Source organism: Streptomyces sp. NPDC088923 (genome assembly GCF_044749745.1).
Classification (GTDB): Bacteria; Actinomycetota; Actinomycetes; order Streptomycetales; family Streptomycetaceae; genus Streptomyces.
Genome location: NZ_JBIVIO010000002.1, coordinates 72,458 through 97,732, shown reverse-complemented (window position 1 = coordinate 97,732; position 25,275 = coordinate 72,458). Strand labels below are relative to the sequence as shown.

General features: G+C 73.3%; 13 protein-coding genes and 1 other RNA gene. 1 reads left to right on the top strand and 13 read right to left on the bottom strand.

What is annotated here, in order from left to right; translation table 11 throughout:
- Window positions 1-51: 51 nt before the first annotated feature.
- Window positions 52-1,134, bottom strand: coding sequence for a translation initiation factor IF-2 (locus tag ACIP4O_RS11530; protein WP_401574071.1), 1,083 nt, complete (start codon window positions 1,132-1,134; stop codon window positions 52-54).
- 200 nt (window positions 1,135-1,334) lie between these two features.
- Window positions 1,335-2,285 (bottom strand): LysR family transcriptional regulator, encoded by a 951-nt coding sequence (locus ACIP4O_RS11525; protein WP_401574926.1) that lies wholly within the window; start codon window positions 2,283-2,285, stop codon window positions 1,335-1,337.
- A 138-nt stretch (window positions 2,286-2,423) separates the two neighbouring features.
- Here ACIP4O_RS11525 and ACIP4O_RS11520 point away from each other — a divergent pair, with 138 nt between their 5' ends.
- A complete protein-coding gene (locus ACIP4O_RS11520) occupies window positions 2,424-3,923 on the top strand; it encodes an MFS transporter permease (protein ID WP_401574069.1) in 1,500 nt (499 codons plus the stop codon).
- A gap of 187 nt (window positions 3,924-4,110) precedes the next feature.
- Here ACIP4O_RS11520 and ACIP4O_RS11515 read toward each other — a convergent pair whose 3' ends face one another.
- The 11 genes from ACIP4O_RS11515 to ftsE form a co-directional block, all read right to left on the bottom strand.
- Complete coding sequence (locus ACIP4O_RS11515; protein WP_401574067.1) at window positions 4,111-5,292, bottom strand: cytochrome P450; 1,182 nt, start codon at window positions 5,290-5,292, stop codon at window positions 4,111-4,113.
- Window positions 5,293-5,377: 85 nt separating this feature from the next.
- Window positions 5,378-6,433: a zinc-binding dehydrogenase gene (locus tag ACIP4O_RS11510; RefSeq protein ID WP_401574065.1), complete on the bottom strand. Its 1,056-nt coding sequence runs from the start codon at window positions 6,431-6,433 to the stop codon at window positions 5,378-5,380.
- Window positions 6,430-8,160 (bottom strand): phytoene desaturase family protein, encoded by a 1,731-nt coding sequence (locus ACIP4O_RS11505; protein ID WP_401574925.1) that lies wholly within the window; start codon window positions 8,158-8,160, stop codon window positions 6,430-6,432. Before ACIP4O_RS11505 ends, ACIP4O_RS11510 begins: the two co-directional genes overlap by 4 nt.
- A gap of 112 nt (window positions 8,161-8,272) precedes the next feature.
- Window positions 8,273-10,132 carry a phytoene desaturase family protein gene (locus tag ACIP4O_RS11500; RefSeq protein ID WP_401574063.1) on the bottom strand — a complete coding sequence of 620 codons (1,860 nt, stop codon included), beginning with the start codon at window positions 10,130-10,132 and terminating at the stop codon, window positions 8,273-8,275.
- Window positions 10,129-19,545, bottom strand: coding sequence for an amino acid adenylation domain-containing protein (locus tag ACIP4O_RS11495; RefSeq protein WP_401574061.1), 9,417 nt, complete (start codon window positions 19,543-19,545; stop codon window positions 10,129-10,131). The genes ACIP4O_RS11500 and ACIP4O_RS11495 overlap by 4 nt, the downstream gene beginning before the upstream one ends.
- A 132-nt stretch (window positions 19,546-19,677) precedes the next feature.
- Window positions 19,678-20,613 carry a sterol desaturase family protein gene (locus tag ACIP4O_RS11490; protein WP_401574059.1) on the bottom strand — a complete coding sequence of 312 codons (936 nt, stop codon included), beginning with the start codon at window positions 20,611-20,613 and terminating at the stop codon, window positions 19,678-19,680.
- Between the two features lie 419 nt (window positions 20,614-21,032).
- Window positions 21,033-21,419, bottom strand: a transfer-messenger RNA (tmRNA) gene (ssrA, locus tag ACIP4O_RS11485).
- A gap of 160 nt (window positions 21,420-21,579) precedes the next feature.
- Window positions 21,580-22,062 (bottom strand): SsrA-binding protein SmpB, encoded by a 483-nt coding sequence (gene smpB, locus ACIP4O_RS11480; protein WP_401574057.1) that lies wholly within the window; start codon window positions 22,060-22,062, stop codon window positions 21,580-21,582.
- An 18-nt stretch (window positions 22,063-22,080) separates the two neighbouring features.
- On the bottom strand, window positions 22,081-23,241 hold the full coding sequence (locus ACIP4O_RS11475; protein ID WP_401574055.1) for a S41 family peptidase: 1,161 nt from the start codon (window positions 23,239-23,241) through the stop codon (window positions 22,081-22,083).
- 129 nt (window positions 23,242-23,370) lie between these two features.
- Window positions 23,371-24,288 (bottom strand): permease-like cell division protein FtsX, encoded by a 918-nt coding sequence (gene ftsX, locus ACIP4O_RS11470; RefSeq protein WP_401574053.1) that lies wholly within the window; start codon window positions 24,286-24,288, stop codon window positions 23,371-23,373.
- Window positions 24,289-24,345: 57 nt separating this feature from the next.
- Window positions 24,346-25,035, bottom strand: a complete 690-nt coding sequence (gene ftsE, locus ACIP4O_RS11465) for a cell division ATP-binding protein FtsE (protein ID WP_007822907.1) — start codon at window positions 25,033-25,035, stop codon at window positions 24,346-24,348.
- Window positions 25,036-25,275: the final 240 nt, after the last annotated feature.

Here is a 25,275-nt window from a genome sequence, read left to right as displayed (position 1 = left end):
CGGGCGGGGCGCGACCGGCCCACGGGCCCGCCCCGCCCCCTGCTTCCGCTCTTAGACCGCCGCGGTGGGCACGAGCGTCGGCGCCGTCGTCGGTCCGGGCGCGCCGGTACTCCCGGTGCCTTCCGTACCTCCGGTACCGCCCGTTCCGCTCGTTCCGCCCGTTCCGCCTCCCGGCGTCCCCGCGTCGGCGGGGTCAGGGGTGCCCTCGCGGGGCGTGCCGTGGCCCTCGCCCGGGGCGGGCGGGTCGGGGAGCGGGGTCTCGCCGCCGGTCTGGGGCGAGGTGCCGCCGCTTTCCCCCGCGCCGGGGCTCGCGCCGCCACCCGTACCCGTACCGGGGTCCGCGCCACCGGTGCCCGTGCCGGGGCCGGGGTCCGTGCTCCCCGACCCCGTACCGGGATCGGTGCTCCCCGTGCCGCCGCCGGGCTCGTTGCCCGTACCGGTGCCGGGGCTCGGGTCCGCGCCGCCCGGGCCCGTACCGGGCTCCCCGCTGCCCGCGCCCGAGCCCGGCTTCGTACCGCCGGAACCGGGGCCGGTCCCCGTACCCGAGCCGGTGCCGGGCTTCGTGCCCGTACCGCCGCCCGGCTTCGTGCCCGGCGCCCCATCGCCTTCGCCCGGCGACGGCTTGGCCCCGCCCGGCGTGCCGCCCTTGCCCGGCACCGCGCCGGTGCCCGGGGCCGTGCCCGCGCCGGGCAGCTTCGGGATGTCGGGAATGCCGGGGGTCCCCGGCAGCCCCGGCAGCCCTGTGCGCCCCGGGAGGCCGGGGACGAGGGCGGCGGGGAGCACGGACGGGGCGGCGTCGGCGCCCGCCCCCGAACCCGTGCCGCCCTCGACGTCCGTGCTCGGCGCCGGCGAGGGCTTGACCTTGTCCGCGTGTGCCTTCGCCGCCGGTTGCGGCAGCGGCAGCCAGGGCGCGTCCGAGTTGCCCGAGAGGAGCGTGGCGCCGATGACGGCCGCGTAGGCCCCGCAGGCGAGGCCGAGACCGAGGCCGAGCCTGCGGTAGCGGCGGCTGCGTCGCCCGGACGCGTCCACGAAGACGGGCCCTTCGGCGCCGTCGTCGGCTGCTCCGGTACCGGCGCCGTCCTGCGCCGGAAGGTCGGCCGAGCGGCGGCCGAGGCTGTCGAGATCGACGGTCACGCCCTGCGGCTCGTGACTACGTCCCGTGGTGACGTCTTCTCGCCAAGTTTCCACGATGTGCGCACTTCCCCCATCGAGCTGGTACGGGTGCGCGGGCGGCCCGGGTGCCGCCCCTCACCGGGCCGGGCCCCCACCCGGCCCGAGCGCCCCCCATTTGTCCCACCGCGCCCGGAAGAGCAAGGTAACGCGTTGACTCATGGTCAAAGTGCCTCTTGTGCGGGACTCATCATGATGAGTGCATCTTTGGTCGGAAGCCATGCGAAAGGTGGCCGAATAAGCCATGATTCGGCGCCCGCGAGTGCGTGCGCGGCCTCGCGCAGCGCGTCGAGCCCGGGATGGCGCCGCCCCGTGCGCCACACGAGGGACACGGGCGAGAGCGGTACGGGCTCGACGAGCGGCCTCAGCACACTCCCCGCGAGCGCGGGCAGCCCCGTCACCGAGAGCACCGGCCGCCCCTTCTCGGCCATGACACGCGCGAACTCCGCTTCACCGACGACGAGCGGCGCGGGCGGGGCGAGCGCGACACCGTACGGGGCGAACAACTCCTCGGCGAGCGCGGTCCATTCGGCCGTGCGGGCGTTCCCCGCGCCCGCGTACACCTCCTCGCCCGCGAGGGCGGCCAAGGGGACTTGAGGCAGTGCGGCGAGGGGGTGGCCCGCGGGCAGGACGATGCCCATGCGCTCGTAGGCGACGGGCTGGTGGTCGAGCCCCGCGGCGAGCGCGGGCGGCAGCCCGGCGAAGCGGCCGAAGGAGGCGTCGACGCGCCCGGCGTGGATCTCGGCCGCGGCGTGCGTGAGCCCGCTCTCGTACCGGACGACGAGTTCACAGCCGGGAACCGCGAGGGTGCGCGCGTGCGCGACGACGCGTTCGCCCAGCAGGCCCGGGCTGTTGACGTCGACCAGGAGCGGACCCGGCGTGGCGAAGGCGGCGCGGAGCGCGTCCTGCGCGTCGAGGAGACGGCGGGCGAGCGGGATGAGGAGTTCACCCTCGGGCGTGAGGGAGACGCTGCGCGTCGAGCGCACGAACAGCTGCGCGCCCAACTCCCGCTCCAAACGCCGCACATCACGGCTCAGCGCCTGTTGGGCGAGGTAGAGGCGGGCGGCGGCGCGGGTGAAGTGCAGCTCGTCGGCGACGGCGAGGAAGGCGCGCAAGAGGCGCGGAGGGATGTCATCTTGGGCGGCCACGGCGTGAACCTAGCCGGTGGCACGGTGCCATTGACAACGGGGAGCGGTGAATCGGCCCCGGACAGGTGTTGGACCGGACGAAGGGCGCACACCGAGGCTTGGCGCATGCCGATCCTCTTCCGGGGCGCCCCGCCGTGGGCCCCCTACCGCGCCCTGCTCGCCCTGCCCTCCGCGCGCCTCTTCACCGCCGCGGGCGCCGTGGCGCGGCTCCCCGCCGCGATGTGTGGCGTGAGCACCGTGCTCCTCGTGGCGCGGGCGCACGGCTCGTACGGGCTCGCGGGCGCCGTGTCGGCGGCGGGACTGCTCGCGACGGCGCTCGCCGGGCCGTGGACGGCGCGGCTCACCGACCGGCACGGACAGCGGCACGTCGCACCGTGGGCGGCGGCGCTCGCGGCGCTCGGGCTGCTCGGGCTCGTGCTGTGCGTGCGGTACGGGGCGCCGGTGTGGACGTACTTCGCGACGTACGCGTTCCTCGGCTGCGCGCCGAACACGGGCGCGATGGCGCGGGCGCGGTGGGCGCGGCTGCTGCGGTCGCGCGGGGGCGAGCGGCCGACGTCACAGGGCTCCCCGCCGACGCCAGAAGGCTCCCGGTCGGCCTCGGACGACTCCCGGCCGGCCTCGGACGGCTCCTGGCCGGCCTCGGACGGCTCCCGGCTTCAAGGCGCGGCGAACGCGCTGGAGCAGGTCATCGACGAACTCTGCTTCACCCTCGGCCCGGTGCTCGCCGTGCTGCTCGCGACGTCGTTCGCCCCGGCGGCGGGGCTGCTCACGGCGGCGGCGCTGCTCCTCGGCGGGACGCTCGCCTTCGTGGCGTCCGGGGACGCGCGACCGGCGCCCGGCGCGGGACGCGGGACGGGGCGGCTGCCGTGGCGGGGACTCACGCCGCTGCTGTGCTGCTTCGCGGGCACGGGCGTGGTCTTCGGGTCGCTGGAGGTGACGACGGTGAGCGGCACGGGCGGCGCGGCAGGGGTGCTGCTCGGCGTCCAGGCGGCGGGCTCGGGTCTGGCGGGGCTCGCACTCGGCGCGTACGGGAAGGGCCCGCGCCTCGGTCGCTGCCTCGCCCTCCTGACGGTGCTGCTCCTGCTCCCGCCGCTGTGCGCGGTGGCGACGGACGCCGCCTGGCCCCTGGCCCCCGCGCTCCTCCTCGTCGGCACGGCGACGGCCCCCGTGATGATCACCGCGATGAACACCCTCCACGCCCGCGTCCCGGCGAGCCGCCTCACGGAGGCGATGAGCTGGGCGGTGACCGCGATCCTCGCGGGCTCGTCGGCGGGCGCGACGGCGGCGGGGCACCTCGCGGACGGCACCCACCCATGGCTGGGCTACACACTCCCGCCGGTGGCGGCGGCTGGGGCGTGGGCAGCGATACGGGCCGGGGCACGCGGACGGGAGACCCCGCCGCCTCCGGAGCCGACCGGGCGCGAGACCACCGCGGTGCCCCTCTCCTCCGCAACCCCGGCGCAGCGCCCGACCGCGACGACGGGGCCGAAGCGGCCGGAGAGCTCCGGGGTACTCCTCCGCGAGGTGAGTGAGCACTCACCCACCTGGGCATTCACGGGAGAACCGCCCGAAATGCCCGTTTGCACCCCTCACTCGAAGGAGTGAGACGTTTTTCGGGTTCGCCGAAGTTATCCACAGATTGCGCGGAATGGCCGGGGTCGGGGGGAACTTGCGGAAGGATGGTAATCGGGGTCGCCCCCCAGGGCGGGAGGGGGCTGCCCTCGCCCCTGGAAGCACCCCCTCGCCCGCACACCCCCTCGCCCGCACCCCCCTCACCCCACCCCACCCCCCCTCACCCCACCGCCATCAGCCTCTTCGGCCCCCTGGACGTCGTCCCCAGCCGCCACTCCACTCCCCCATCGCCCTGCACGAGCCTCAGCTCGGGGAGGCGGGTCGCGAGGCGGTTCAGGGCGGTGCGGAGTTCGAGGCGGGCGAGCCAGGCGCCCATGCAGTAGTGCGGGCCGCCGCCGAAGGCCAGGGTGGGGGCGGGGAGTTCGCGGAAGAGGTCGTCCCTCTCGGCGGGCGGGAAGACCTCGGGGTCGCGGTTCGCGGCGACGGTGTCGGCCACGACGATCGCCCCCGTCGGGATGCGGACGCCGCCGAGGTCGGTGTCGGCGACACAGCGGCGCAGGCTGCCGGGGTCCTCGCCGAGGGGGACGAGGTGGAGCAGGCGGTCGGCGGCGAGCCCCGCCGCGTCGACATCGGTGAGGCGCGGCCAGGCGTCTCGCCGTTCGCCGAGGAGGTAGAGGAGCACATTGCCGAGCATCGTCATGGTGCTGTCGTGCCCGCCCACCACCATCCCACAGACGAGACGCACGAGTTGGGGCTCCGGGATGCCGCCCTCCGCGTCGGCGGCGCTCACGATGCCGCTCACCAGGTCGTCCCCGGGTTCCTTGCGTCGCAGCGCGAGGAGTTCACCGCCGAAGCTCGTGAAGTCGGCGAGTCCCGACTCGACTTCGGCCGCCGAGTGCGAGCCGTCCGTGAAGGCGAGGTCGCTCCAGTACCCGATCTTCTCCCACGCGTCCCCGTTGAGGCCGAGCAGCCGGGTGATGACCGTGACGGGGAGCGGCCGGGCGAGCCCGGAGACGAGGTCGAAGGGGCCCTCGCGCCGTACGAGCCCGTCGAGCAGTTCCTCGACCGTCGCGGTGATCCACGGCTCCCAGCGGGTCACCGCGCGCGGCGTGAAGGCCCGTCCCACCGTGCGGCGCAGCCGCAGGTGCTCGGGGCCGTCCTGGTTGAAGAGGAGTTCGGGGTCGTCGACGATGCCGCCGCCGCTCGGCCGGTCCTCGTGCTCGTCGGCGTAGAGCGCGGCCCGCGTGAAGTTCCCGCCGCCGAGGACTTCGCGCACGTCCTCGTATCTGCTCACGCGCCAGGCGGCCGTGCCGTCGGGCAGGACGAAGGGGTGCGGGGCCGCGCAGGGCGCGCTGGGGATGCGGTGCATCGGGGGCAGGGGCGCAGGGAGGGTACTGGTCACGACGGACCTTCCGGGAGGGGAGCTGGAGGGGTACGGGAGCGGGCGGGCCCCCGGGGTGGCCCCCGCTCCCCGCCGGGGCCGCCGCTCACACCTTCACCAGCACCTTCCCCCGGTTCCCCTCGCGCGCCCCGTAGAGACTCCCGTACGCCTCGGGGATCGCGTCGAAGCCCTCGTAGACCGTCTGGTCGCTCACGACCTCGGCGCGGCGAATGCTCCCGCCCAACTCCTCGTGCAGCGCCTGCCAGTTGGCGTCGGTGAACCACTCGATGGAGAAGATCCCGCGGATCGTGGTGCGGGGGAACATGATGTACGGGAAGAGGCGGGGGCCGATCGCCTCACCGCCCACCTGCGTCGCCCACTGCCAGCACACCGCGACGCGGCTGTCGACGTTGAGCATCGAGAAGACGGCGTCCGTGACGGCCCCGCCGAGGTTGTCGAAGTAGCGGTCGACGCCGTCGGGCGCGGCGGTCTTCAGGGCCGTGCGGATGGACTCGGGGCTGTCGCCGTGTCGGTAGAGGATGACCTCGTCGAAGCCGAGTCCGCGCAGGTAGTCGCGTTTCGCGGGGCTCGACGTCGTGCCGACGACACGGGCGCCCGCGCGCCGCGCGAGCTGCCCGGCGAGGGCGCCGACCGCGCCGGAGGCACCGCTGATGACGAGTGTCTGGCCCGGCCGCACCTCCAGGAACTTGCTCAGCGTGCCCCACGCGGTCATCCCGGGCCCGCCCATCGCGCCGAGCGCCGTCGAGAGCGGCAGCCCCTCGTCGTACCACTCGGGCCGCAGCCGCCGGTACGCGGGGAAGACCATCGGGAAGGTCCCCGTGGCCCACAGCTCGGGCTTCCCGTCGCTCACCAGATGCGTGCGCCAGCCCCCGTACCCCTGGAGCAACTCCCCTTCGCGAAAGGGAGCTTCGGGTCCGGCGTCGAGTACCTCCATGATGGTGTCGGCGCCCATGTGCGCGCCGATCGGGGTGTCGAGCGTGATGCCCTGGAGGTAGGGGTCCACGGAGACGTACCGCGTGCGCAGGAGCATCTGGTGCGGGGCGAGGTCGGTGTCCAGGTCCTCCTCCACGCGCTCGTAGACGCGCGAGACGTCCGGGGTGCCCTTGACGTGCTCACGGACGATCCACTTGCTGGTCTTCACCGGGACTGCTCCTTTAGCGGGACGAGCTTCTGCGGTACGCGTACGGATGCGGTTTCGTCGTCCCCGGGCCCCGTCGCCGGACCGGGCACCCTCGGCCCCACCGGGATGACCCGGTGGGTCGGCAGCGGTCCGTGCGTGTCCACGGACGCCGTGAATTCCTTGTGGTCGTCTCGGCACACGAACTGCATGACGTGCCGCCCGGCCGCCGCCGCGCGGATGAGGCCGCCGGTCGTGGCCCAGACCCCCGACTGGTAGAAGTTCCCGAGCCCGGGGACCCCGGGCCCGTACTTCTTGATCAGCTCCTCCAGCGTCTCGCCGCTCTCCACGAAGGGCTGCCAGCCGAGCACGGTCCCGTCGAAGTTGCCCGTGTAGCGGACCTGCGTGAGCGGCGTCGACACGTCCCGCACCGCGATGGCGTCGCTCAGCCCGGGGAAGCGCTCCTCCAGGAACTCCACGAGGGTGTCGCGCACTTGGTGCTTCGCGGCGTAGTAGCCGCGCCCGTGCTTGACGGGCAGCGTGTGCAGTTCCTCGCCGGCCTTGCGGCGCGTGCGCTGTTCGGGTCCCTCGTCGAGCGCGCGCCACGGCGCGATGTCGCAGAAGTACGTGGCGTAGACGACGCTCGTGCCGGGCGGCGACAGTTCGGGGTAATGCCGGTTGCGGAACTGGACATTGATGCTGGAGTGGCGGATGCCGGTGAGCTTCGCCGCCATCTCGTCGTCGAGCAGGTACGTCGTGCAGGGGTCGGCCTCGGGGAACTCGCGCTTCAGGCCGAGGAAGAGCGTCACGTACCCGGGGAAGACCATGCCGGGTTTCTCGATCGTGTCGGTGTACAGGCGCTCGTACTCCTTGCCGAGATCGCGGCCCTTGAGCAGCGAGCGCATCGTCGTGGGCCCGTCGCACGCGGCGACGACGATGTCCGCGCGCAGTTCGCTGCCGTCACTCAGCCGCACCCCGACCGCCGAGTCCCCCTCGACCAGGACCTCTTCGACCTTCGTGTTGTACGAGACCTCCCCGCCGAGCCGCAGGTAGCGCTGCTCGATGGAGCGCGCGAGGCCGAGCGAGCCGCCCTCGGGGACGCCCGCGGAGAGGTTGGCGTGCGAGGCCATCTGGAAGTGGGTGGGCAGGACGGGGAAGTTGGGGTGGCGTTCGTACAGCACGTAGTTGAACGCCCTGCGCAGCAGCGGGCTCTGGAACTTCTCCGAGTAGTCCCGCATGAGGACCGAGATCGTCTTGCGGACCGCGTTGAAGTACGGCAGGAACCCGGCGAGCATCCGCATCCGCTCGACCCGGCCCATGAGCCCGACCGGCTTGAGGAAGGGGTAGACGGCGAGGGCCTTGCGGAAGGAGCGGAGGTTGTCGCAGAAGCCCTTGATGTGGCGGGCGTCGGCGGGTGAGATCTCCGTGAGGTGGGCCTGGAGGCGGTCGGGGTCGGAGTAGAAGTAGACCGCGCGCCCGTCCGTGTCGCGGACGACGTTGAACACGTCGAAGTGGCGGACCTCCTTGCCCTGGAGGGCACCGAGTTCGAGCCAGATCTGGTGCATCTCGTTGCCGGGGCCGCTGCCGAGCAGCCAGCTGACGCAGGCGTCGAGCGTGTAGTCGCCGCGCTCCCAGGCGGTGCAGCAGCCGCCGGGGATCTCGTGCATCTCCAGGACGCGGGAGCGGTAGCCGTTGAGCTGCGCGTAGACGCCGGTGGAGAGGCCGCCGAGCCCCGCCCCGATGATCAGCATGGTCTCGCGGCGCCTCCTGGCCCGCGCGCGTTGGTGCTCCTCCTCGGCGAGCTGGGCCAGGTGGGCGGTGGGGCGGCTCGTCATGGGGCCTGCCCTTCCTCGTAGACGCTCGTCATCGGGCCCGTTCCTCGCGTTCGTTCCAGCGGTCCAGTTGGGGAAGGCTGCCGAGCTTTCCCGGGTGCCAGGGCTCGGCGTTCTCGCTCTCGAACGCCCGGAAGGGGAGTCCGAGTTCGTCGCACAGGTACTGGATGGCGAAGCGTCCGGTCGACGCGGCGCGGATGAGGCCGCCCATGCCGACCCACTGGCCCGCCATGGAGAAGCCGGCGAGCCCGGGCAGGCGCATCCGGTCCTTGCCGACGAGCTTCGCGGAGATGTCGTCGGCCTCCGAGAACGCCTTCCAGGCGAGGATCGAGCCCTTGTGGTTGCCGGTGTAGCGGCGCGTCGTCGCGGGCGAGGCGATATCGACCAGCTCGATGCGCCCGGCCACCTCGGGCCACTTCCGTTCCAGGAACTCCCGTACGAAGGAGGCGACTTCGCTCTTGCGGGCGCGGTAGGCGCGGCGGTCGGCCGCGCGGAGGTCCGCCCAGTATCCGTAGTCGCTGAAGTACGTGCAGTGCACGACGGACTTGCCCTCGGGGGCGAAGCCGTCCGCGTAGCGGGAGCGGATCTGCACGACGATGCTGGACTGGAGACCGCCCGGCAGGCGCGCCGCGTCCTCCTCGTCGAGGAGGTACGTCGTGCTGTGCGCCTCGCCCTCGGGGAGGCCGCCCTCGACGCCGACGAAGGCCGAGACGACGGCGGGGAACAACGTCCCTTCCTGGTCGAGCAGTTCCTCGTAGAGCTTGTCGATCCGCGGGCCCGTGTACCGGCCGCCGAGCAGGCCCTTGATCGTGGTGTCCCCGTCGGCGGCGGAGATGACGTGCTCGGCGTAGAGCTTCTTCCCGCCGCGCAGTTCGACGCCGATCGCGCGGTCGTCCTCGACGAGGACGCGTGCGACGCGGGCGCGGTAGCGGATCTCTCCGCCGAGCCCTGTGTACCGCTCCTCGACCGAGCGCGCGAGGCCGAGCGAACCGCCTTGCGGGAAACCCGCGTTGCCGTGGTAGGCGCTCGCCATGTTGAAGAGGTACGGCAGGACGGGGAAGCCCTCGGGGTCCTGGAAGAAGATGTTGCGGAACGCGGTACGCAACAGGGGGTCCTGGAACTTGTCCGCGAAGGCGTGCATCGGCGTCGCCGCGTTGCGCCAGAAGAGCCGGAAGACGGGCAGGACGGTACGCAGGGTGCGCAGCCGTTCGCCCCAGCTCTTCAGCGCGGGCGCGGTGAGGAAGGGGTACAGCTCGATCCTGAGGAATCGCCGCAGGTCACGGCAGTACGCCCGGATGTGCGGGGCGTCGGCCGGGGACAGTTCCAGGAGGTGCGCTTCGAGCCGGTCCGGGTCGTTCCAGAAGACGACCTCGCGGCCGTCGCTGCCGACGACCTTGTTGAACAGCTCGAAGTTCGTCACCGACTTGCCGTCGAGCGCGCCGAGTTCGCGCCAGACCTGGTGCGCCTCGTTGCCCTCGGCGGTGCCGATGAGCCACTCGATGCAGTAGTCGAAGACGTACCCCTCGCGCGACCACGCGGTGCAGCAGCCGCCGGGCAGGACGTGCTTCTCCAGGACGAGCGTCCGCAGCCCGCTCATCCGCCCGTACGAGCCCGCCGCGAGCCCCGCGAGCCCGGCGCCGATCACGAGGACGCGGGGCGGGGTCCCGGGGGTGCGCTCCCGGGACTCCCAGTCGGTGACAGGCGCCGCGTCGGTCCCTGGCGCCGCGTCGCTCCCGGGCGCCGCGTCAGCGAGGGACGCCGCGTCAGCGAGGGACGCCGCGTCGGCGAGGGGCACCGCCCCGGCGCCGCCGGGCCGGGCGGCCGGAACCCCGGCCGCCCCCGTACCCGCGTCCACAGCCGCCGCCCCCGCCGCCGTCTCGGCCGCGCTCACGCCGCCGCCTCCCCGTCGAGCAGCCGCCGCACCAGCTCCGCATTGCGTGGCAGGTGCTCCGCGTCGAGCATCTCGGCGTGCGTCCCGAAGCCGCACAGGACCCGGTGACCCGCCGCCGAGGACCCGTGCCAGGAACCCGGCACCCCTTCCTCGTACAGGTCCGCCTTGTCCTCGTCCGTGAGCACGCTCACGGGCGCCGCGAGGGTCCCCGTGTTCGGGGTGCGCCCGCAGAACCGCAGGTACTCGGCGGCGTGTTCCATGACCGCCGCCGTGACGATCTCCGAGCCGGTGTGCTGGTGGAGGTGGTGCCCCAGTTCCGTCTCGAAGGCCTTGAGGACCTCGGGGCCCGGTTCGTACGCCTCCAGCGTGCGCCGCGAGTCGAGCACGACGACGTGCGCGATCTCCCGTCCGCGCGCCTCCAGTTCGCGGGCGACCTCGAAGGCGAGGTTGCCGCCGAGCGAGTACCCGAGCAGCGGTACGGGTCCCTCGGGCGCGGTCGCCTCGACGAGGTCCGCGTACCTGCTCACCTTGTCGTCGCCCGGCAGGTAGTTGAAGGCGATGAGCCGGTGGGCGGGCAGCGAGGCCGCGAGGCCCCGGTACACGAGCCCGTGCCCCCCGGCGGGCGGGAAGCAGAACAGCGGGCGCTGCGCCTCGGGGTTGAAGGTGAGGTGCGGGACCTCGTCGGCCGTCGTCCCCGTGACGCGTTCCTCGACGGCGGCGGCCATCCCGTGCAGCGTCGTGACCTGGTAGAGGCGGCTGACGGGGACGCCCACGCCGAACTCGGTGCGCAGGTGGTGCAGCAGCTCGATGAGCTTGATGGAGCTGCCGCCCGAGGCGAAGAAGTCGTCCGCGAGCCCGGCCCGTTCCAGCCCGAGCAGCGTCTCCCAGTGCTTCGCCATGCTCACCTCGTAGAGGGTCACGGGTGCCTCGTACGCGGCCTGGGCGTCCTCCGCTCGCGGCGCGGGCAGCGCGCGGACGTCGACCTTGCCGTGCGCGGTGAGCGGCAGCGCGCCGACCTCGGTGAGGTGCGCCGGTACGAGGTACGAGGGCAGCGCGTCGGCGAGCGCGCGGCGCAGCGCGGGGCGGCTCACCTCGGCGCCCGGCTCGGGCACGTACCAGGCGCACAGCGCGTCCTCGCCGCCCGTGCCGGGGCGGACCGCGACGACGGCGCGCGCGACGCCGTGCCGTGCGGCGAGGTGTGCCTCGATCTCGCCCGTCTCGATGCGGTGCCCGCGCAGCTTGACCTGGCTGTCGGCGCGGCCGAGGAGGTGGAGGCGCCCGGCGGTGTCCCAGCGCGCCAGGTCGCCCGTGCGGTAGAGCCGTTCGGCCCCGGCCCCCGGCAGCAGTTCGCGGTCCGTGAACCTTTCGGCGGTCAGCTCGGGCCGGCCCGCGTACCCGAGCGCGACGCCCTCGCCGCCGATCCACAGCTCGCCCGTGATCCCGGCGGGCAGCGGGTTGCCGTGCGGGTCCAGGACGTGGAGGGTGGCGTGCGGGAGCGGGCGGCCGATGGGGACGGCGAGCCCGGGATCGAGCCCCTCGGCGGGGCCCTCGAAGAAGGCGCTGTCGATCGTGGCCTCGGTGACCCCGTAGGAGTTCAGGACGCGCGTGCCGGGTCCCGCCAGCTCCCTGAGCCGCTCGTACTCCGCGACCTTCCACGTGTCGGAGCCGACGACGAGGAGCCGCAGGAAGCCGAGCCCGACGCCCTCGCGGGCGCAGTGGTCCATGAGCCCGCGCACGAGCGCCGGGACGAACTCGGCGCAGTCCACGCGCTCCTCGCGCAGCACCTCGTACAGGCGCGCGGTGTCCAGGAGCAGGTCGCGCCCGGCGAGGACGAGCGTGCCGCCCGAGCACAGGGCGCGCACGAGGTCGCCCGTGAAGACGTCGAACGAGGGCTGCGCGCTCTGGAGATGGACGCGGGTCTCGTCGCCGAGGCGGTACTCGCTGTGCCAGGAGGCGTAGGCGGCGGCGAGGTTGCGGTGGGCGACCCGGACGGCCTTCGGTTCGCCGGTGGAGCCGGAGGTGTGGATGACGTAGGCGGGCGCGTCGAGATCGTCGGCGGCCTCCGGAGCGGAGGAGGCCTCGGACACCGCGAGTTCGGCGGCCGAGAGTTGCGGGCAGGGCAGCTCGTCCGGTGCGTCCACCCCGTCCGCCGTGATCACCAGCGCGGCCCCGGCTCCGGCGAGCACCTGCGTCAGGCGCTCCGCGGGAAGGGCGGGGTCGAGCGGCAGGTACGCGGCTCCGGAGCGCAGGACCGCGAGCAAGTGCGCGACCAGTTCGGGCGACTTGGGCAGCGCGACCCCGACCACGGAACCGGCGCCGACGCCGAGACCGCTGAGCCGCGAGGCCAAGTCCGCCGAAGCGCGGTCGAGTTCCCCATAGGTGAGCGACTCGCCCCCCGGTACCCGTACCGCGTCCACTGAGGCGTGCGCGCGGGCGGCCCGCTCGAAGAGGCGGTGGACGGGGACCGCGCCGGGCTCCAGGGCGGCGCGCCCGGCCCCGCTCGTCTCCCGTACCAGCTCCTCGCGTTCGTGCGCGGCGAGCATGTCGAGTGCCGAGACGGGCTCCTCGGGGGCCGCGTGCGTGAGGCTGTCGAGCAGTCGGGTGTAGTGCGCGGACATGCGGCGCACGGTCGCGGGGTCGAAGAGGTCGGTGTTGTACTTCAGGACGCAGTGGAAGCGGCCCTCGGACTCCTCCTCGTACACGCTCAGCGTCAGGTCGAACTGGCCTTCTTCCTCGGGCAGTTCGATGTACTCCAGGCGGTAGCCGTACTGCTCCGTGGCGACCTTGTGCGTGAGCAGGATGAACATCGCCTGGAAGACGGCGGAGCGGCTGGAGTCGTGCTGGAGGCCGAGTTCGTCGACGAGGAGCACGAAGGGGTACTCCTGGTGGTCGAGCCCGCCGAGCACCGTGTCGCGCACCTGCGTGAGCAGCGCCCCGACGCCCGGGTCCCCGGAGAGGTCCGCGTGCAGCGGGAGCGGGTTGACGAAGTACCCGTACACGGAGGAGAACTCCTGCCGCGTGCGGCCCGTCACCGGGCTGCCCACGACGAGGTCGTCCTGCCCGGACCAGCGGTGCAGCAACACGTAGTACGTGGCGAGGAGCACCATGAACGGGGTGACGCCGTGGCGCTGCGCGAGCGTGTGCACGCGGGCGCTGAGCGCTTCGTCGAGCACGAAGAACTCCGAGGCGCCGTTGTGCGTCTGCACGGCCGGGCGGGGGCGGTCGGTGGGCAGGTCGAGGAGCGGGACCTCGGCGGGCAGGTGCGCGCGCCAGTAGTCGCGCATCCGCGCGGCCTCGGGCGAGGCGAGGAACCTGTTCTGCTGGTTGAGGAAGTCGACGTAGCGCGCGGGCACGGGCGCGAGCGCCGGTTCGCGGCCCTCCTTCAGGGCCTCGTAGACCTCCAGGAGTTCCTCGATGAACGTGAACGTCGAGACCGCGTCCGAGACGATGTGGTGGACGGCCTTCATGATGACCCAGCGGTCGGGGCCGCGCCGGAAGAGCCGGAAGCGGAAGAGCGCGTCGTGCTCCAGGTCGTACCGCGCGCGGTACTCGTGGATGATCCGCTCCTTGATCTCCTCCCACTCCTGGCCCTCGACGTCGAACCAGCCGAGGTCGGGCTCGCGGCCGTCGCCGATGCGCTGCACGGGGCGGCCCTCGCGCAGGTGGAAGCCGGTGCGCAGCGCGGGGTGGCGGGCGACGAGCCTGCGTACGGCCGCGAACATCAGCTCGGGGTCGAGCTCGGCGCGCACCTCGACGGCGCCGCCGATGTTGTAGGCGTGCCCGTCGGGGTTGAGCTGCTTGAGGAACCAGAGGGCCTTCTGGTTCTGCGTGAGCGGGAAGTCCCCGTCGTCGTCCCAGAGTTCGACGGTCGTCGCGGCGCCTCCCGCGGCCTCGTCGTGCGCGAGGCGTTCGGTCAGCTCCTCGTGCAGGCGGGTGGCCAGTTCGGTCAGCGGGGTGTTGCTGAGGAGCGCGACGACGGGCGGCGCGACGCCCAGTTCGGCCTGCGAGCGGGCCCGCAGCTCCATCGCGAGGAGCGAGTCGAGGCCGAGGGCGCCGAGGCCGCCCGCCGGGTCGATCTCCTCGGGCGCGGCCCGGAGCACGGCGGCGACCAGGCGCGTGAACCGCTCCGTGACGAGCGCGCGCCGCTCCTCGGGTCCGGCGGCGCGGAAGGCGGCGAGGAGGTCGCCCTCGTCGTCGGTGGCCTGGTCACCGGCAAAGGCGGCGAGGTCCTGGACGAGGGCGGGCGGGGTGTCGTACCAGGCGAGGAAGGTGCGCCAGTCGACGACGGTCGCGACGACGAGTTGGGCGAGGTCCTGGCCGAGGACGCGTTCGAGGACGCTCATGCCCGCGTCGGGGCTGAGCGAGCTCATGCCGCGGCTGTGCAGGTAGTGCGCTTCGAGGCCGAGTTCCTCGATCATGCCGGTCGCCCAGGGGCCCCAGTCGAGCGCGAGCGCGGGCAGCCCGGCGGCGCGGCGGCGGTGCGCGAGCGCGTCGAGGAAGGCGTTGCCCGCCGCGTAGTTGGTCTGTCCGGCGGTGGTGAGGAGTGAGGCGACGGACGCGAAGAGCACGAAGTGCTCCAGGGGTTCGTCGCGCAGGTGCTTGTCGAGCAGGGTCGCCCCGGCGGTCTTCGGGGCGTGGACGGTGTCGAAGGCCTCGCGGTCGATGTCGGCGAGGAGGGTGTCGCGGACCTGCCCGGCGAGGTGGAAGACGCCGCGCAGCGGGGGCGGGTCACCCGCGCGGTACGTGGCGAGCCAGCCGGTGAAGGCGGCCTCGTCGGTGAGGTCGACGGGCGCGAGCACGACGCTCGCGCCGAGCGCCTCGATCTCCCTGACCAGGGCGATCGCCTGCCCGGCCCGGCTGTCCGGGTCGGGCAGGCGCCACTCGGCGCGCGGCGGCAGGGGTGTACGGCCCAGCAGGACGAGGCGCCGCGCGCCGCGCCGTACGAGGGTGCGGCACAGGAGCCGGCCGAGCGCGCCGAAGGCCCCGGTCACGAGGTAGGTGCCGTCCGGGCGCAGGCGGGGCGGGAGCGGTCCGGTGAGTCGCTCCTCGGCGGGCTTGAGCCGCAGCGTGGCGCGCGTGTCCCCGCGCAGGCCGATCTCCTCCTCGTCGTCGGCGAGGAACTCGGCGAGCAGCGTCGCCGCCTCGTCGGACGCGGTGGTGCGCACGGGGTCGAGGTCGACCAGCTTCCCCCGGTGTCCGGCGAGTTCCTGGTGGCGCAGGACGCGGGTGACGCCCCAGGCGGGTGCCCCGAGCGGTTCGACCGTGTCCCCGGCGGCGACGGGCTGCGCGCCGCGTGTCACGACGTGCAGGCGGCAGGTGTCGCGGCGGGCGCGCAGGAGGCGGGCGAGGGCGACGAGCGTCCAGGCGCCGCGCGCGGTGGCCGTCCCGACGTCCGTGCCCGAGGCGCCGGCGAACTCCGGGTGCCCGAGGTTCCACAGGTGCACGACCTCGCCCCGGAAGGGGGCGCCTTCGCCGTCGAGTTCGGCGAAGAGCCGGTCCAGGTGGACGGGGTCCTCGGGGGCGAGTGTCACGTCCCCCGTCTCGTCCCGCGCGTACTCCGTCCCGGGTCGTACGAGTCGGCAGCGGTCGCCCCGTTCGCGGACGAGCGCGGCGAAGGCGTCGGCGAGGCCGGTGGCGTCGGCGAGCACGAGCCAGTCGCGCGGGCCCCGCGCGACGGCCTCCGGCGTCTCGTCGAGGCCCGGCAGCGGCACCCACTCCGGCACCGCGAGCCAGGAGTCCACGGTCGCCCGGGACACCGTCGTGGACACCTGGTCGATGTCGGCGGCGCGGAAGCCGGTCACGCGCCCGAGCGGGGTGCCGTCCTCGGCGTCGTACAGCGCGAGGTCGGCGAGGAGTTCCCGCCCGTCGTCCCGGGTGACCGTGCCGTGCACCCACAGCGCCCGGTCGCCGCTCGCGGCGAGGTCGACGTCGCCGAGCGAGAGCGGGAGCCGCACCCCGGAGGCGGGGGCGGTCTCCTCCGCGCCGTCCGGGATCTGCCGGGTGAGCAGCGCCTGGAAGCAGGCGTCGAGCAGTACGGGGTGCAGGTGGTGGTTCCCGGCGTCCGGGCCGAGGAGGCCGGCGGGCGGGCGTACCTTCGCGAGCACTTCGCCCTCGCCCGTCCACACCTCCTCGATGGCCTGGAAGGCGGGCCCGTAGTGGTAGCCGAGCGCCGCGAGTCCCGCGTAGCAGGTCCGCGCGTCGAGACGGCGCTCCGCGCGCGCCCGGACCCGGGCCACGTCCAGCACCGGTCCCAGCGAGGCGGGCTGTCCGGAGCGCAGCACCCCGGCCGCGTGCACGACGGGCTCGGTGTCGGCGTCCCCGGGGGTCGCGATCGTGAACGCGGCCGTCTCGGGGTCGACGCTGAGCTGCACTGTGCTCGTGGCGTCCTCGGCGAGGAAGAGCGCCTTGCGCAGGTCGATCCCGGCGAGGCGCACGCGCGGGGCGCCGGTCAGGGCCCGTACGGCCTGCGTGGCCATCTCCACGTACCCGGCGGCCGGGAAGACCGCGGTGCCCTGGATCTGGTGATCGGCGAGGTACGGGAGCCGCTCGGTGTCGAGCGCGGACTCCCACGTGGGCGCGGCGTGCGTGCCGCGGCGGCCGAGGAGCGGGTGGTCGAGCTGCCCGAGGCGCACCCGGGCGACCTTGGCGGGCTCGACCCAGTGCCGCTCCTCGCGCCACGGGTAGGCGGGCAGCGGCACCGTCGTCCCGGCGGGCTGGAGCGCGTCCCAGTCGATCGGGCGGCCGAGGGTGTGCAGGGTCGCGAGCGAGACGGCGAAGCGCTCGGGCTCGTCCTCGGCCCGGCGGATCGAGGGCACGGTGACGGCTTCGTGCCCGGTGGCCTCGGCGCACTCGCGCAGCGAGTGGGCGAGCGCGGGGTGGGGGCCGATCTCCAGGAAGAGCCGGTGGCCGTCGCGGGCGAGGCGGTCGACGGCGGAGCGGAAGTGGACGCGCTCGCGCACATTGCGCCACCAGTAGGCAGCGTCGAGTCGGATTCCGTCGGCGCTCGACTCCATCCCGGTGAGTTCCAGGGGGGTGTGGGGCGCCTGCGGGTCCAGGAAGGCGAGCGAGTCGAGGAGTTCATCCTTGATCGCGTCCATCTTGTGCGAGTGGTAGGGGACTTCGACGGTCAGCGCCTTGGCGAAGACCTGCTCCTCGGTGAGCCGCGCGGCCAGTTCCTCCAGCGCGTCCGTGTCGCCCGCGAGGGTCACCGCGCCGGGGCTGTTCACGGCCGCGACGGCCACGCGCCCCCGGTACGCGCGCAGTCCGCGCTCCGCCTCCTCCTCGGGGAGCCCCACGGCGAGCATCCCGCCGGTCCCGGCCAGCTTGTGCTGGAGGCGGCTGCGGTGCACGGCGATCGCGCACGCCTCGCGCAGCGTGTAGACCCCGGCCTCGTGGAAGGCGGCGATCTCGCCCGTGCTGTGCCCGACGATGGCCTCGGGCTTCACCCCGTACGAGTGCCAGAGCCGCGAAAGACCGTACTGGACGGCGAAGTTGGCGGGCTGCGCGAGCCAGGTCTCCGCCATCCGCGAGGACTCGGCGTCCCTGCCCATCTCCTCCAGGAGCGACCAGCCCGCGATCTCGCGGATCTCCCGGTCGCACTCCTCGACGGCGGCCCGGAAGACGGGTTCGCTCGCGAGGAGCCCCTGCCCCATGCCCCACCACTGCGGGCCCATCCCGGTGTAGACCCACACGAGCCGCCGGTCCTCGGGCTCCAGGCGCCGGTTCTCGACGACGCGCGGGTGCGGGTTCCCGGCGGCGTACGCGTCGAGGGCCTCGCGCAGCGAGTCGCGGGAGGAGTGGACGACGGCGAGCCGCGACTCCAGGTGCTGCCTGCGGTGGGCGAGGGTGTGCCCGAGGTCGGCGAGCGCCACGTCCTCGTCCAGCTCGGCCCGCACCTGCGCCGCCCTGCGCGCGAGCGCCTCGGGGTGGCGGGTGCTGAGCGGCAGCACGGTCCACGGGCGCGCGACGGGGGCGGGTCCGGCGGCGGGGCGCGCCGGGGCCTCCTCGATGACCAGGTGCGCGTTCGTCCCGCCGAAGCCGAAGGAGTTCACCCCTGCCCGCGCCGGTCCCTCGTGCGCGGGCCACGGGGTGGGGACGGCGGGGATCTCGTACGGGAGGCTGTCGGCGTCGATCGCGGGGTTGAGCGTGTCGAGGTGCAGGTGCGGCGGGATGACCCTGTGCTCGACGGCGAGCGCGGTCTTGATGAGCCCGGCGATCCCGGCGGCCGACTCGGTGTGCCCGATGTTGGTCTTGACGGAGCCGACGTAGCAGGCGGCGCCGGGCTCGCGGCCCTCGGCGAGCACCCGCGCGAGCGCGTTCGCCTCGATCGGGTCGCCGACCGGGGTCGAGGTGCCGTGCGCCTCGACGTACTGGAGCTGTCCGGGCGTGATCCCGGCGTCCGCGCACACCTCCCGTACGAGACGGGTCTGCGCCTCGCCGCTCGGCACGGTGATGCCGGGCGTGCGGCCGTCCTGGTTGACGCCGCTGCCCGTGAGCACGGCGTGGATCGGGTCGCCGTCGCGCAGCGCGTCCGAGAGCCGCTTGAGGGCGACGAGCCCGACGCCCTCGGCCCGTACGTACCCCTCGGCGCTCGCGTCGAAGGCGCGCGAACTCCCGCTGCGCGAAAGGAAGCCGCCCTTCGTCTCGGCGATCGTGTACTGCGGTGTCATGTGCAGCAGCACGCCGCCCGCGAGGGCGAGATCGGTCTCGCCGCGCAGGAGCGCCTGGCGGGCGAGGTGCACGGTGACGAGCGAGGAGCTGCACGCCGTGTCGACGGTGAGGCTCGGGCCGCGGAAGTCGAAGACGTGCGAGATGCGGTTCGAGACCATCGTCATCATCGTGCCCGTCGCGGTGTGCGCGGCGAGCGTCTCGAAGCCGAGGTCGGCGAACTGGAGGATCTTGTAGTCGAGCGTGAACGCGCCCACGTACACGGCCGTGTTGGAGCCGACGAGGGTCTGCGGGCGCTGCCCGCCGTCCTCCAGGGCCTCCCAGGCGACCTCCAGGAGCTTGCGCTGCTGGGGGTCCATGTGGTCGGCCTCGCGCCCGCTGATCCCGAAGAAGGCGGGCTCGAAGCGGTCGAAGCCGTCGATGTAGCCGCCGCGCCCGCCGGTGAGCCTGCCGGGCTTGTCGCGGTGGCGGCTGCCGAGCGTCGTCGTGTCGTAGCGGTCGGGGGGCGTGGGCGTCACGCAGTCCTTGCCGGTGATCAGGTTCCGCCAGTAGGCGCGGTGGTCGCCCGCGCCGCCGGGGAGCCGGCAGCCGATCCCGATGATCGCTACCTTCTCGCCGTCCGCGACCGGTGCGCGGGGGGACGGGGGCGGGTCCTGGGCGGTGGCGTGGCGGGGGTGCTGCGCGGGCTGCGGGGTGTCAGCGCGCGGGGCTCCCGGGGCCGGGGACTCGCTGCGGGCGGCGGCCATGTGGGCACACTCCTCGGGTTCGCGCGTCCTCCGGGAGCGGTCCGGGGCGCGGCAAAGTCTGTGGTGGTACGGGAGAAGGGGCGGTGCGGAGTCGGGACGTCGGTACGAGGCCGGGGCGGGGCGCGGTCTCGCTCAGGCGCCCTGCCGGCCGTCCGTGGGGGCCACGGGGGCCTCGCCGGCGGCCTCCGCCTCCCGTGGGCGTGGGGAGCGCCGTACGGGGTGCAGGAGGCTGCCGAGGACGTCGCCGGTCCGCGGGAAGGACGTGGGGTCGTGGAGCCCTACGGCGGCGGGCGTTCGGCCCGGGCGCCAGGTGAAGCTGCCGAAGAGGTGGTCCCACACGGAGAGGTCGGAGCCGTAGTGCCCGGCCTCGGCGAGCTGCGTGCTGTGGTGCAGGCGGTGCTGCTCGGGGCTGGCCAGGACGTGGTTGAACGGGCCGATGCGGACGTCGATGTTGGCGTGGATGAAGTAGCCCTGGGCCGCGACGAAGAGCCCGGAGGCGAGGACGGAGTGGGCGGAGAACCCGACGGCGGCGAGCAGGAGTTGCACGCAGCCCTGGGAGAAGACGATGTCGAGCACGTGGTTGACGCCGTTGTTCGCCACGTTGACCTTCGCCGGGACGTGGTGCACGCCGTGGAGCTTCCACAGGTGCCGGTTGGTGTGGCCGAGCCGGTGGGTGACGTAGCCGACGAGGGAGCCGGCGAGCAGGGTGAGGGGCAGTTCGGCCCAGAGCGGCAATGCGGGGTGGCCCGTGGCCACGAGCGTCATGAGGCCCGTGACGAGGAACTGCGCGAAGGCGCTCGCGAGCATCGTGAGCACGAACCAGATGCCGTACCAGCGCCACTCGGCGGCGGTGGGCTGCCAGTCGCGCTCGTACGGGACGAGCCGTTCCAGGACGGCCAGGTAGAGCACGACGCCCATGAGGAAGAACGGGCTGACCCGCTCCGGGTCCCAGTCCCGCGCGAGCGCGAATCCCGCGACCAGCACGGTGACGACGAGCAGCACGGGATAGGCGAGGAGACGCAGCAGCGCCCTGCCGTACCCGGTCACGACGGATTCCCTCCTGCGCATCGCGCACCCCCCAGCGATCAGCGGCCGCCGGCCCGTCGTCGGGCAGCGCGCAACCGTGACGAAAATCAAATGAATACGGAAATGGATTCCGCAGCGGATTGAGGGAATGTTTTCCGTTCCCGCGCCGCCCAACCCCCACTTTCGGGCGAATCTCCGTGCTGCAAGGGCGCACGGGAATCCGGCCGTGAGCCATTGAACAGGAGGGACGGCATCGCGGGATACCTGCGCCACTCAAAGGAGTTAATTAATATGCTCGTCAGACTTATAGGGCGCACAGAGAGGGGCAGGGGTCGCACGGAAGGGGGCACACCGCCGCCCCGCGCCCCGGTACCGCGCGCCCCCTCACCAGGCGTTCTGCCCCGAACGCGAAAAAGCCTCCGGCCCGTGACGCGAACGTCACGGGCCGGAGGCCACAAAGGGAGTGGAGATGGCGGGAATCGAACCCGCGTCCAACGGTGCGGAAAGAGGGCTTCTCCGAGCGCAGTCCGCTGCGATTTTCTCGGCCCCGGAGATCACGCGGACAAGTCTCCGACGGGCTCAGTCACTGTTTGATTTCCCTCTTACCCCCGTGACCGGGGTGAGAGGTTTAGTCCCCTAGCTGATGCCAGGATCCGGGTCGGGAACAGCCCCGGGCTGACACTCCGCGGAGTCTTCGCTAGCTGCTAATCAGGCAGCAAGGGCGAAGGCGGAGGAATCGCGCTTGGTATTGGCGATTATTTTTTGCGACATATGGTTTACGAGATCATTGCCGCTTCCTCGGCTCGCTTCCCCTGTTTCGACAGCCGCTGTCGAAACCGATCATCCCCTTGTGGTGTTGTCAAAGCCGTCGCCGCGAGGCTCCGGCCGCACGCACCGCGTACGGTGCTTGCGCCATCGTACGGGAACAACGCCCTCACGTGCCAGCGCATTCCCGCCCGCGCGGAGCCGCTCCGGGAGCGCCCCGCGCCGCCCGGCGCACGGCCCCGCTCAGGCCGCCCGCTGCCTGCGCCGGGCCGCCGACATCGCGCGGTGCGCCTCGCGCGTGTCCTGCTTCTCGCGCAGCGTCTGCCGCTTGTCGTACTCGCGCTTGCCCTTCGCGAGCGCGATCTCGCACTTCGCGCGCCCGTCCTTGAAGTACAGGGCCAGCGGGATGATCGTGTGCCCCGTCTCCTGCGACTTCGCGTCCAGCTTCGCGATCTCCTCGGCGTGCAGCAGCAGCTTGCGCCGCCGGCGCGCGGAGTGGTTCGTCCACGTGCCCTGCGAGTACTCGGGGACGTGCACGTTGTGCAGCCACGCCTCGCCGCCGTCGATCTGCACGAAGCCGTCCACGAGCGAGGCGCGCCCCTGCCGCAGCGACTTCACCTCCGTACCGGTGAGCACCATCCCGGCCTCGTAGGTGTCGATGATCGTGTAGTCGTGTCGCGCCTTCTTGTTCTGCGCGATCAGCTTGCGTCCTTTTTCCTTTGCCATGGTCCCTCCATTTTCGCACTACGAGGGGGTACCGAGGCCAGTCAATACCTCGCGGGCCCGTGCTTCGGCGGCCCCGGGCGCCGCGCCCACGTCCGGCGTGAGCCCCGTGCCCTCCACTCCGCGTCCGGCGGGCGTCCGCCACCGGCCCACGGTCAGCTCGGCCACGCTCCCGTCGGGCAGCGCGCGCGGCACCTGCACCGTGCCCTTGCCGAAGGTCGGCTCCCCGACCACGACCGCCCGCCCCCGGTCCCGCAGCGCGCCCGTCAGCACCTCGGCCGCGCTCGCCGTGCCGCCGTCCACGAGCACCACGAGCGGCCCGGCGCCCGCTCCGCCGCGTGGCGCCCCGAGCACGCGCCGTGACCCGCCGTCCCCGTACGTCGCGATCTCGCCGCCGTCGAGGAAGGCGCCCGCCGCCCGCGCGGCCTCGTCGAGCAGCCCGCCGGGGTTCCCGCGCAGGTCGAGTACGACGGCGGTGCGGGGCGGCAGCGCGGCGACCGCCGCCCGCACGCGCTCCCCCACGCCCCGCGTGAACGCCCGCACCCGCACCCGCGCGCCCCCGTCCCCGTACCGCTCGACCGCCACGACGGGCCCCCCGCCGAGCCGCGCCCGCGTGAGCAGGAGCCGCCGCTCGCTCCCCTCCTCGCCCGCGAGCCGTACGGCGACCCGCGTGCCCGGCTCGCCCCGCAGCAGCCCCACCGTCCGCGTCACGGGCAGCCCCGCGACCTCCCTGCCGTCCACCGAGAGCAGCCGCTCCCCCGCCCGCGCGCCGGCACGCGCCGCGGGCGCGCCCGGACGCACGCGCGAGAGCCTCAGCACCCCGTCCGCGTCGTGGGCGAGCGCGAGCCCCACCCCCCCGTACGCGCCCGTGAGGCCCTCGCTCCACGCCGTGTACGCCGCGGGGCCGTAGACCGCGTCCCAGCGGTGCCCCGAGCGGCTCACGAGTGCCCGCGCGGCCTCGGTCCCCGACCGCCCCCGCGCGAGCGCCGAGCGCACGGCGCCGTCGAGACGGGCACCGGAGACGGCGCAAGCGCCCTCGGGGGCGCGGGCCCGCTGTGCCTCGTACGACGGGAGCCACCCCCCGCGCAGCCCCGCCGCGAGCACGGCGGCGAGCAGCAGCGGCGCGGCGAGCGGGAAGCGGTGCCCGGCGCGGGGTCTGGGCACGCGGGGGCTCTCGGGCATGGCGGGGAGTCTAGTGGCGCGGGGGCCGCGCGAGGGCGCGTACCGCGAACGCCGCCCGCCGGACGAACGCAGGGCGCCGCACGGCCTGTGACCGTGCGGCGCCCGGAGGTCCTCGAACCGTGCGGCGGCTCAGACCTTCAAGTACTTGCGCAGCGCGAAGAACGCGGCGAGCGCGGGCATCACGATGCTCGTCGCGAGGACGAGCGGCAGCTTCTCGATGACCGGGCCCCAGCCGATGAACTCGATGAGGTTGAGCTTCGAGGAGAGGTCGAGACCGCCGTCGATGATGAAGAACCGGCCGCCCACGAGCATCCCGCAGGCCACGATCCCGCCGATGAGCCCGGCGACCGCCGCCTCCATGATGAACGGCGCCTGGATGTAGAAGCCCGAGGCACCGACGAGCCGCATGATCCCGGTCTCGCGGCGGCGGCTGAACGCCGAGACGCGGACGGTGTTCACGATCAGCATGAGCGCGACGACGAGCATGAGGGCCATGAGCGCGCGTGCCGCCCAGTTCATGCCGTCGAGCAGTCCGAAGAGGTTGTCGAGGATGCTCTTCTGGTCCTGGACCGACTGCACGCCCGCGCGCCCCTTGAAGGCGGTCGCGATGACGTCGTAGTCCTTCGGGTCCTTGAGCTTGACGCGGAAGGACTCCGGCATGAGGTCCGGGGTGAGCTGCGAGGCGATCGGCGAGCGGCTGAATTCCTTCTGGTACAGCTTGTACGCCTGGTCGGCCGTCTCGTGCGTGACCGTCTGGACGGCGGGCATCTTCTTGAGGTCGGTCTCGATCTGCTGGCGCTGCTCGGAGGTCACCGCCCCCTTGGCGCACGACGGGCTCTCGCCGACGTCGTTCTTGCCGCACAGGTAGACGGTCACGTTGACCTTGTCGTACCAGTAGCCCTTCATCGAGTCGACCTGGTCGCTCATGAGGAGCGAGGCACCGAAGAGGGCGAGGGAGAGGGCGACCGAGACGACCACCGCGAAGGTCATCGTGAGATTGCGCCGGAGACCGACCCCGATCTCCGACAGGACGAACTGGGCGCGCATGGCGTCCTTTCAGAACTCAAGGCGCCCGCGGGACGGCCGGCCCGCGGACGCCGGGGGTCAGTGCTGGTAGCCGTAGACGCCGCGGGACTGGTCGCGGACGAGGCGGCCCTTCTCCAGCTCGATGACGCGCTTGCGCATCTGGTCGACGATCTGCTGGTCGTGCGTGGCCATGACGACGGTGGTCCCGGTCCGGTTGATCCGGTCGAGCAGCTTCATGATGCCGACCGAGGTCTGGGGGTCCAGGTTCCCTGTGGGCTCGTCGGCGATGAGGAGCTTGGGCCGGTTGACGAAGGCGCGGGCGATGGCGACGCGCTGCTGCTCGCCACCGGACAGCTCACCGGGCATCCGGTCCTCCTTGCCGCCGAGCCCGACGAGGTCGAGCACCTGCGGCACGGACTTGCGGATGTCGCCCTTCGACTTGCCGATGACCTCCTGCGCGAAGGCGACGTTCTGCGCGACCGTCTTGTTGGGCAGCAGGCGGAAGTCCTGGAAGACGTTGCCGAGCTGGCGGCGCATCTGCGGCACCTTCCAGTTCGACAGGCGCGAGAGATCCTTGCCGAGGACGTGGACCTGTCCGTGGCTCGCGCGCTCCTCGCGCAGGATCAGCCGCAGGAAGGTCGACTTCCCCGAGCCCGAGGACCCCACGAGGAAGACGAACTCGCCGCGCTCGACTTCGAGGGAGACATCCCTGAGTGCGGGGCGGCTCTGTTTGGGGTAGGTCTTGGAGACGTTGTCGAATCGGATCACGAAAACACCACGGATCGCCGGGGGTAGGTGAGCGTGACCATACGCGACCCCGGGGGTGCCGTGCCGACACCGTCCCGGGCTCGCGCGCGGACGATCCGCCGTTCCGGGCACGATCGCGGGCAAAGCGGGCGGGGGTACGGGCCCGAGGGGCGCGGCGGCCCGCGAGCGCGTACGCGCCCGCGCCCGCACCCCCGCACGCGCCCGCGCCACGGCGGGCGGGACCTGGCACAGTGGAGAGGT

Excerpts from the sequence above, each read along its gene's own strand:
- ACIP4O_RS11520 (WP_401574069.1), top strand. The coding sequence starts at position 2,424 with ATGCCGATCCTCTTCCGGGGCGCCCCGCCGTGGGCCCCCTACCGCGCC.
- ACIP4O_RS11505 (WP_401574925.1), bottom strand. The coding sequence starts at position 8,160 with ATGCTGATCATCGGGGCGGGGCTCGGCGGCCTCTCCACCGGCGTCTAC.
- ACIP4O_RS11495 (WP_401574061.1), bottom strand. The coding sequence starts at position 19,545 with ATGGCCGCCGCCCGCAGCGAGTCCCCGGCCCCGGGAGCCCCGCGCGCT.
- ACIP4O_RS11490 (WP_401574059.1), bottom strand. The coding sequence starts at position 20,613 with ATGCGCAGGAGGGAATCCGTCGTGACCGGGTACGGCAGGGCGCTGCTG.
- smpB (WP_401574057.1), bottom strand. The coding sequence starts at position 22,062 with ATGGCAAAGGAAAAAGGACGCAAGCTGATCGCGCAGAACAAGAAGGCG.
- ACIP4O_RS11475 (WP_401574055.1), bottom strand. The coding sequence starts at position 23,241 with ATGCCCGAGAGCCCCCGCGTGCCCAGACCCCGCGCCGGGCACCGCTTC.
- ftsX (WP_401574053.1), bottom strand. The coding sequence starts at position 24,288 with ATGCGCGCCCAGTTCGTCCTGTCGGAGATCGGGGTCGGTCTCCGGCGC.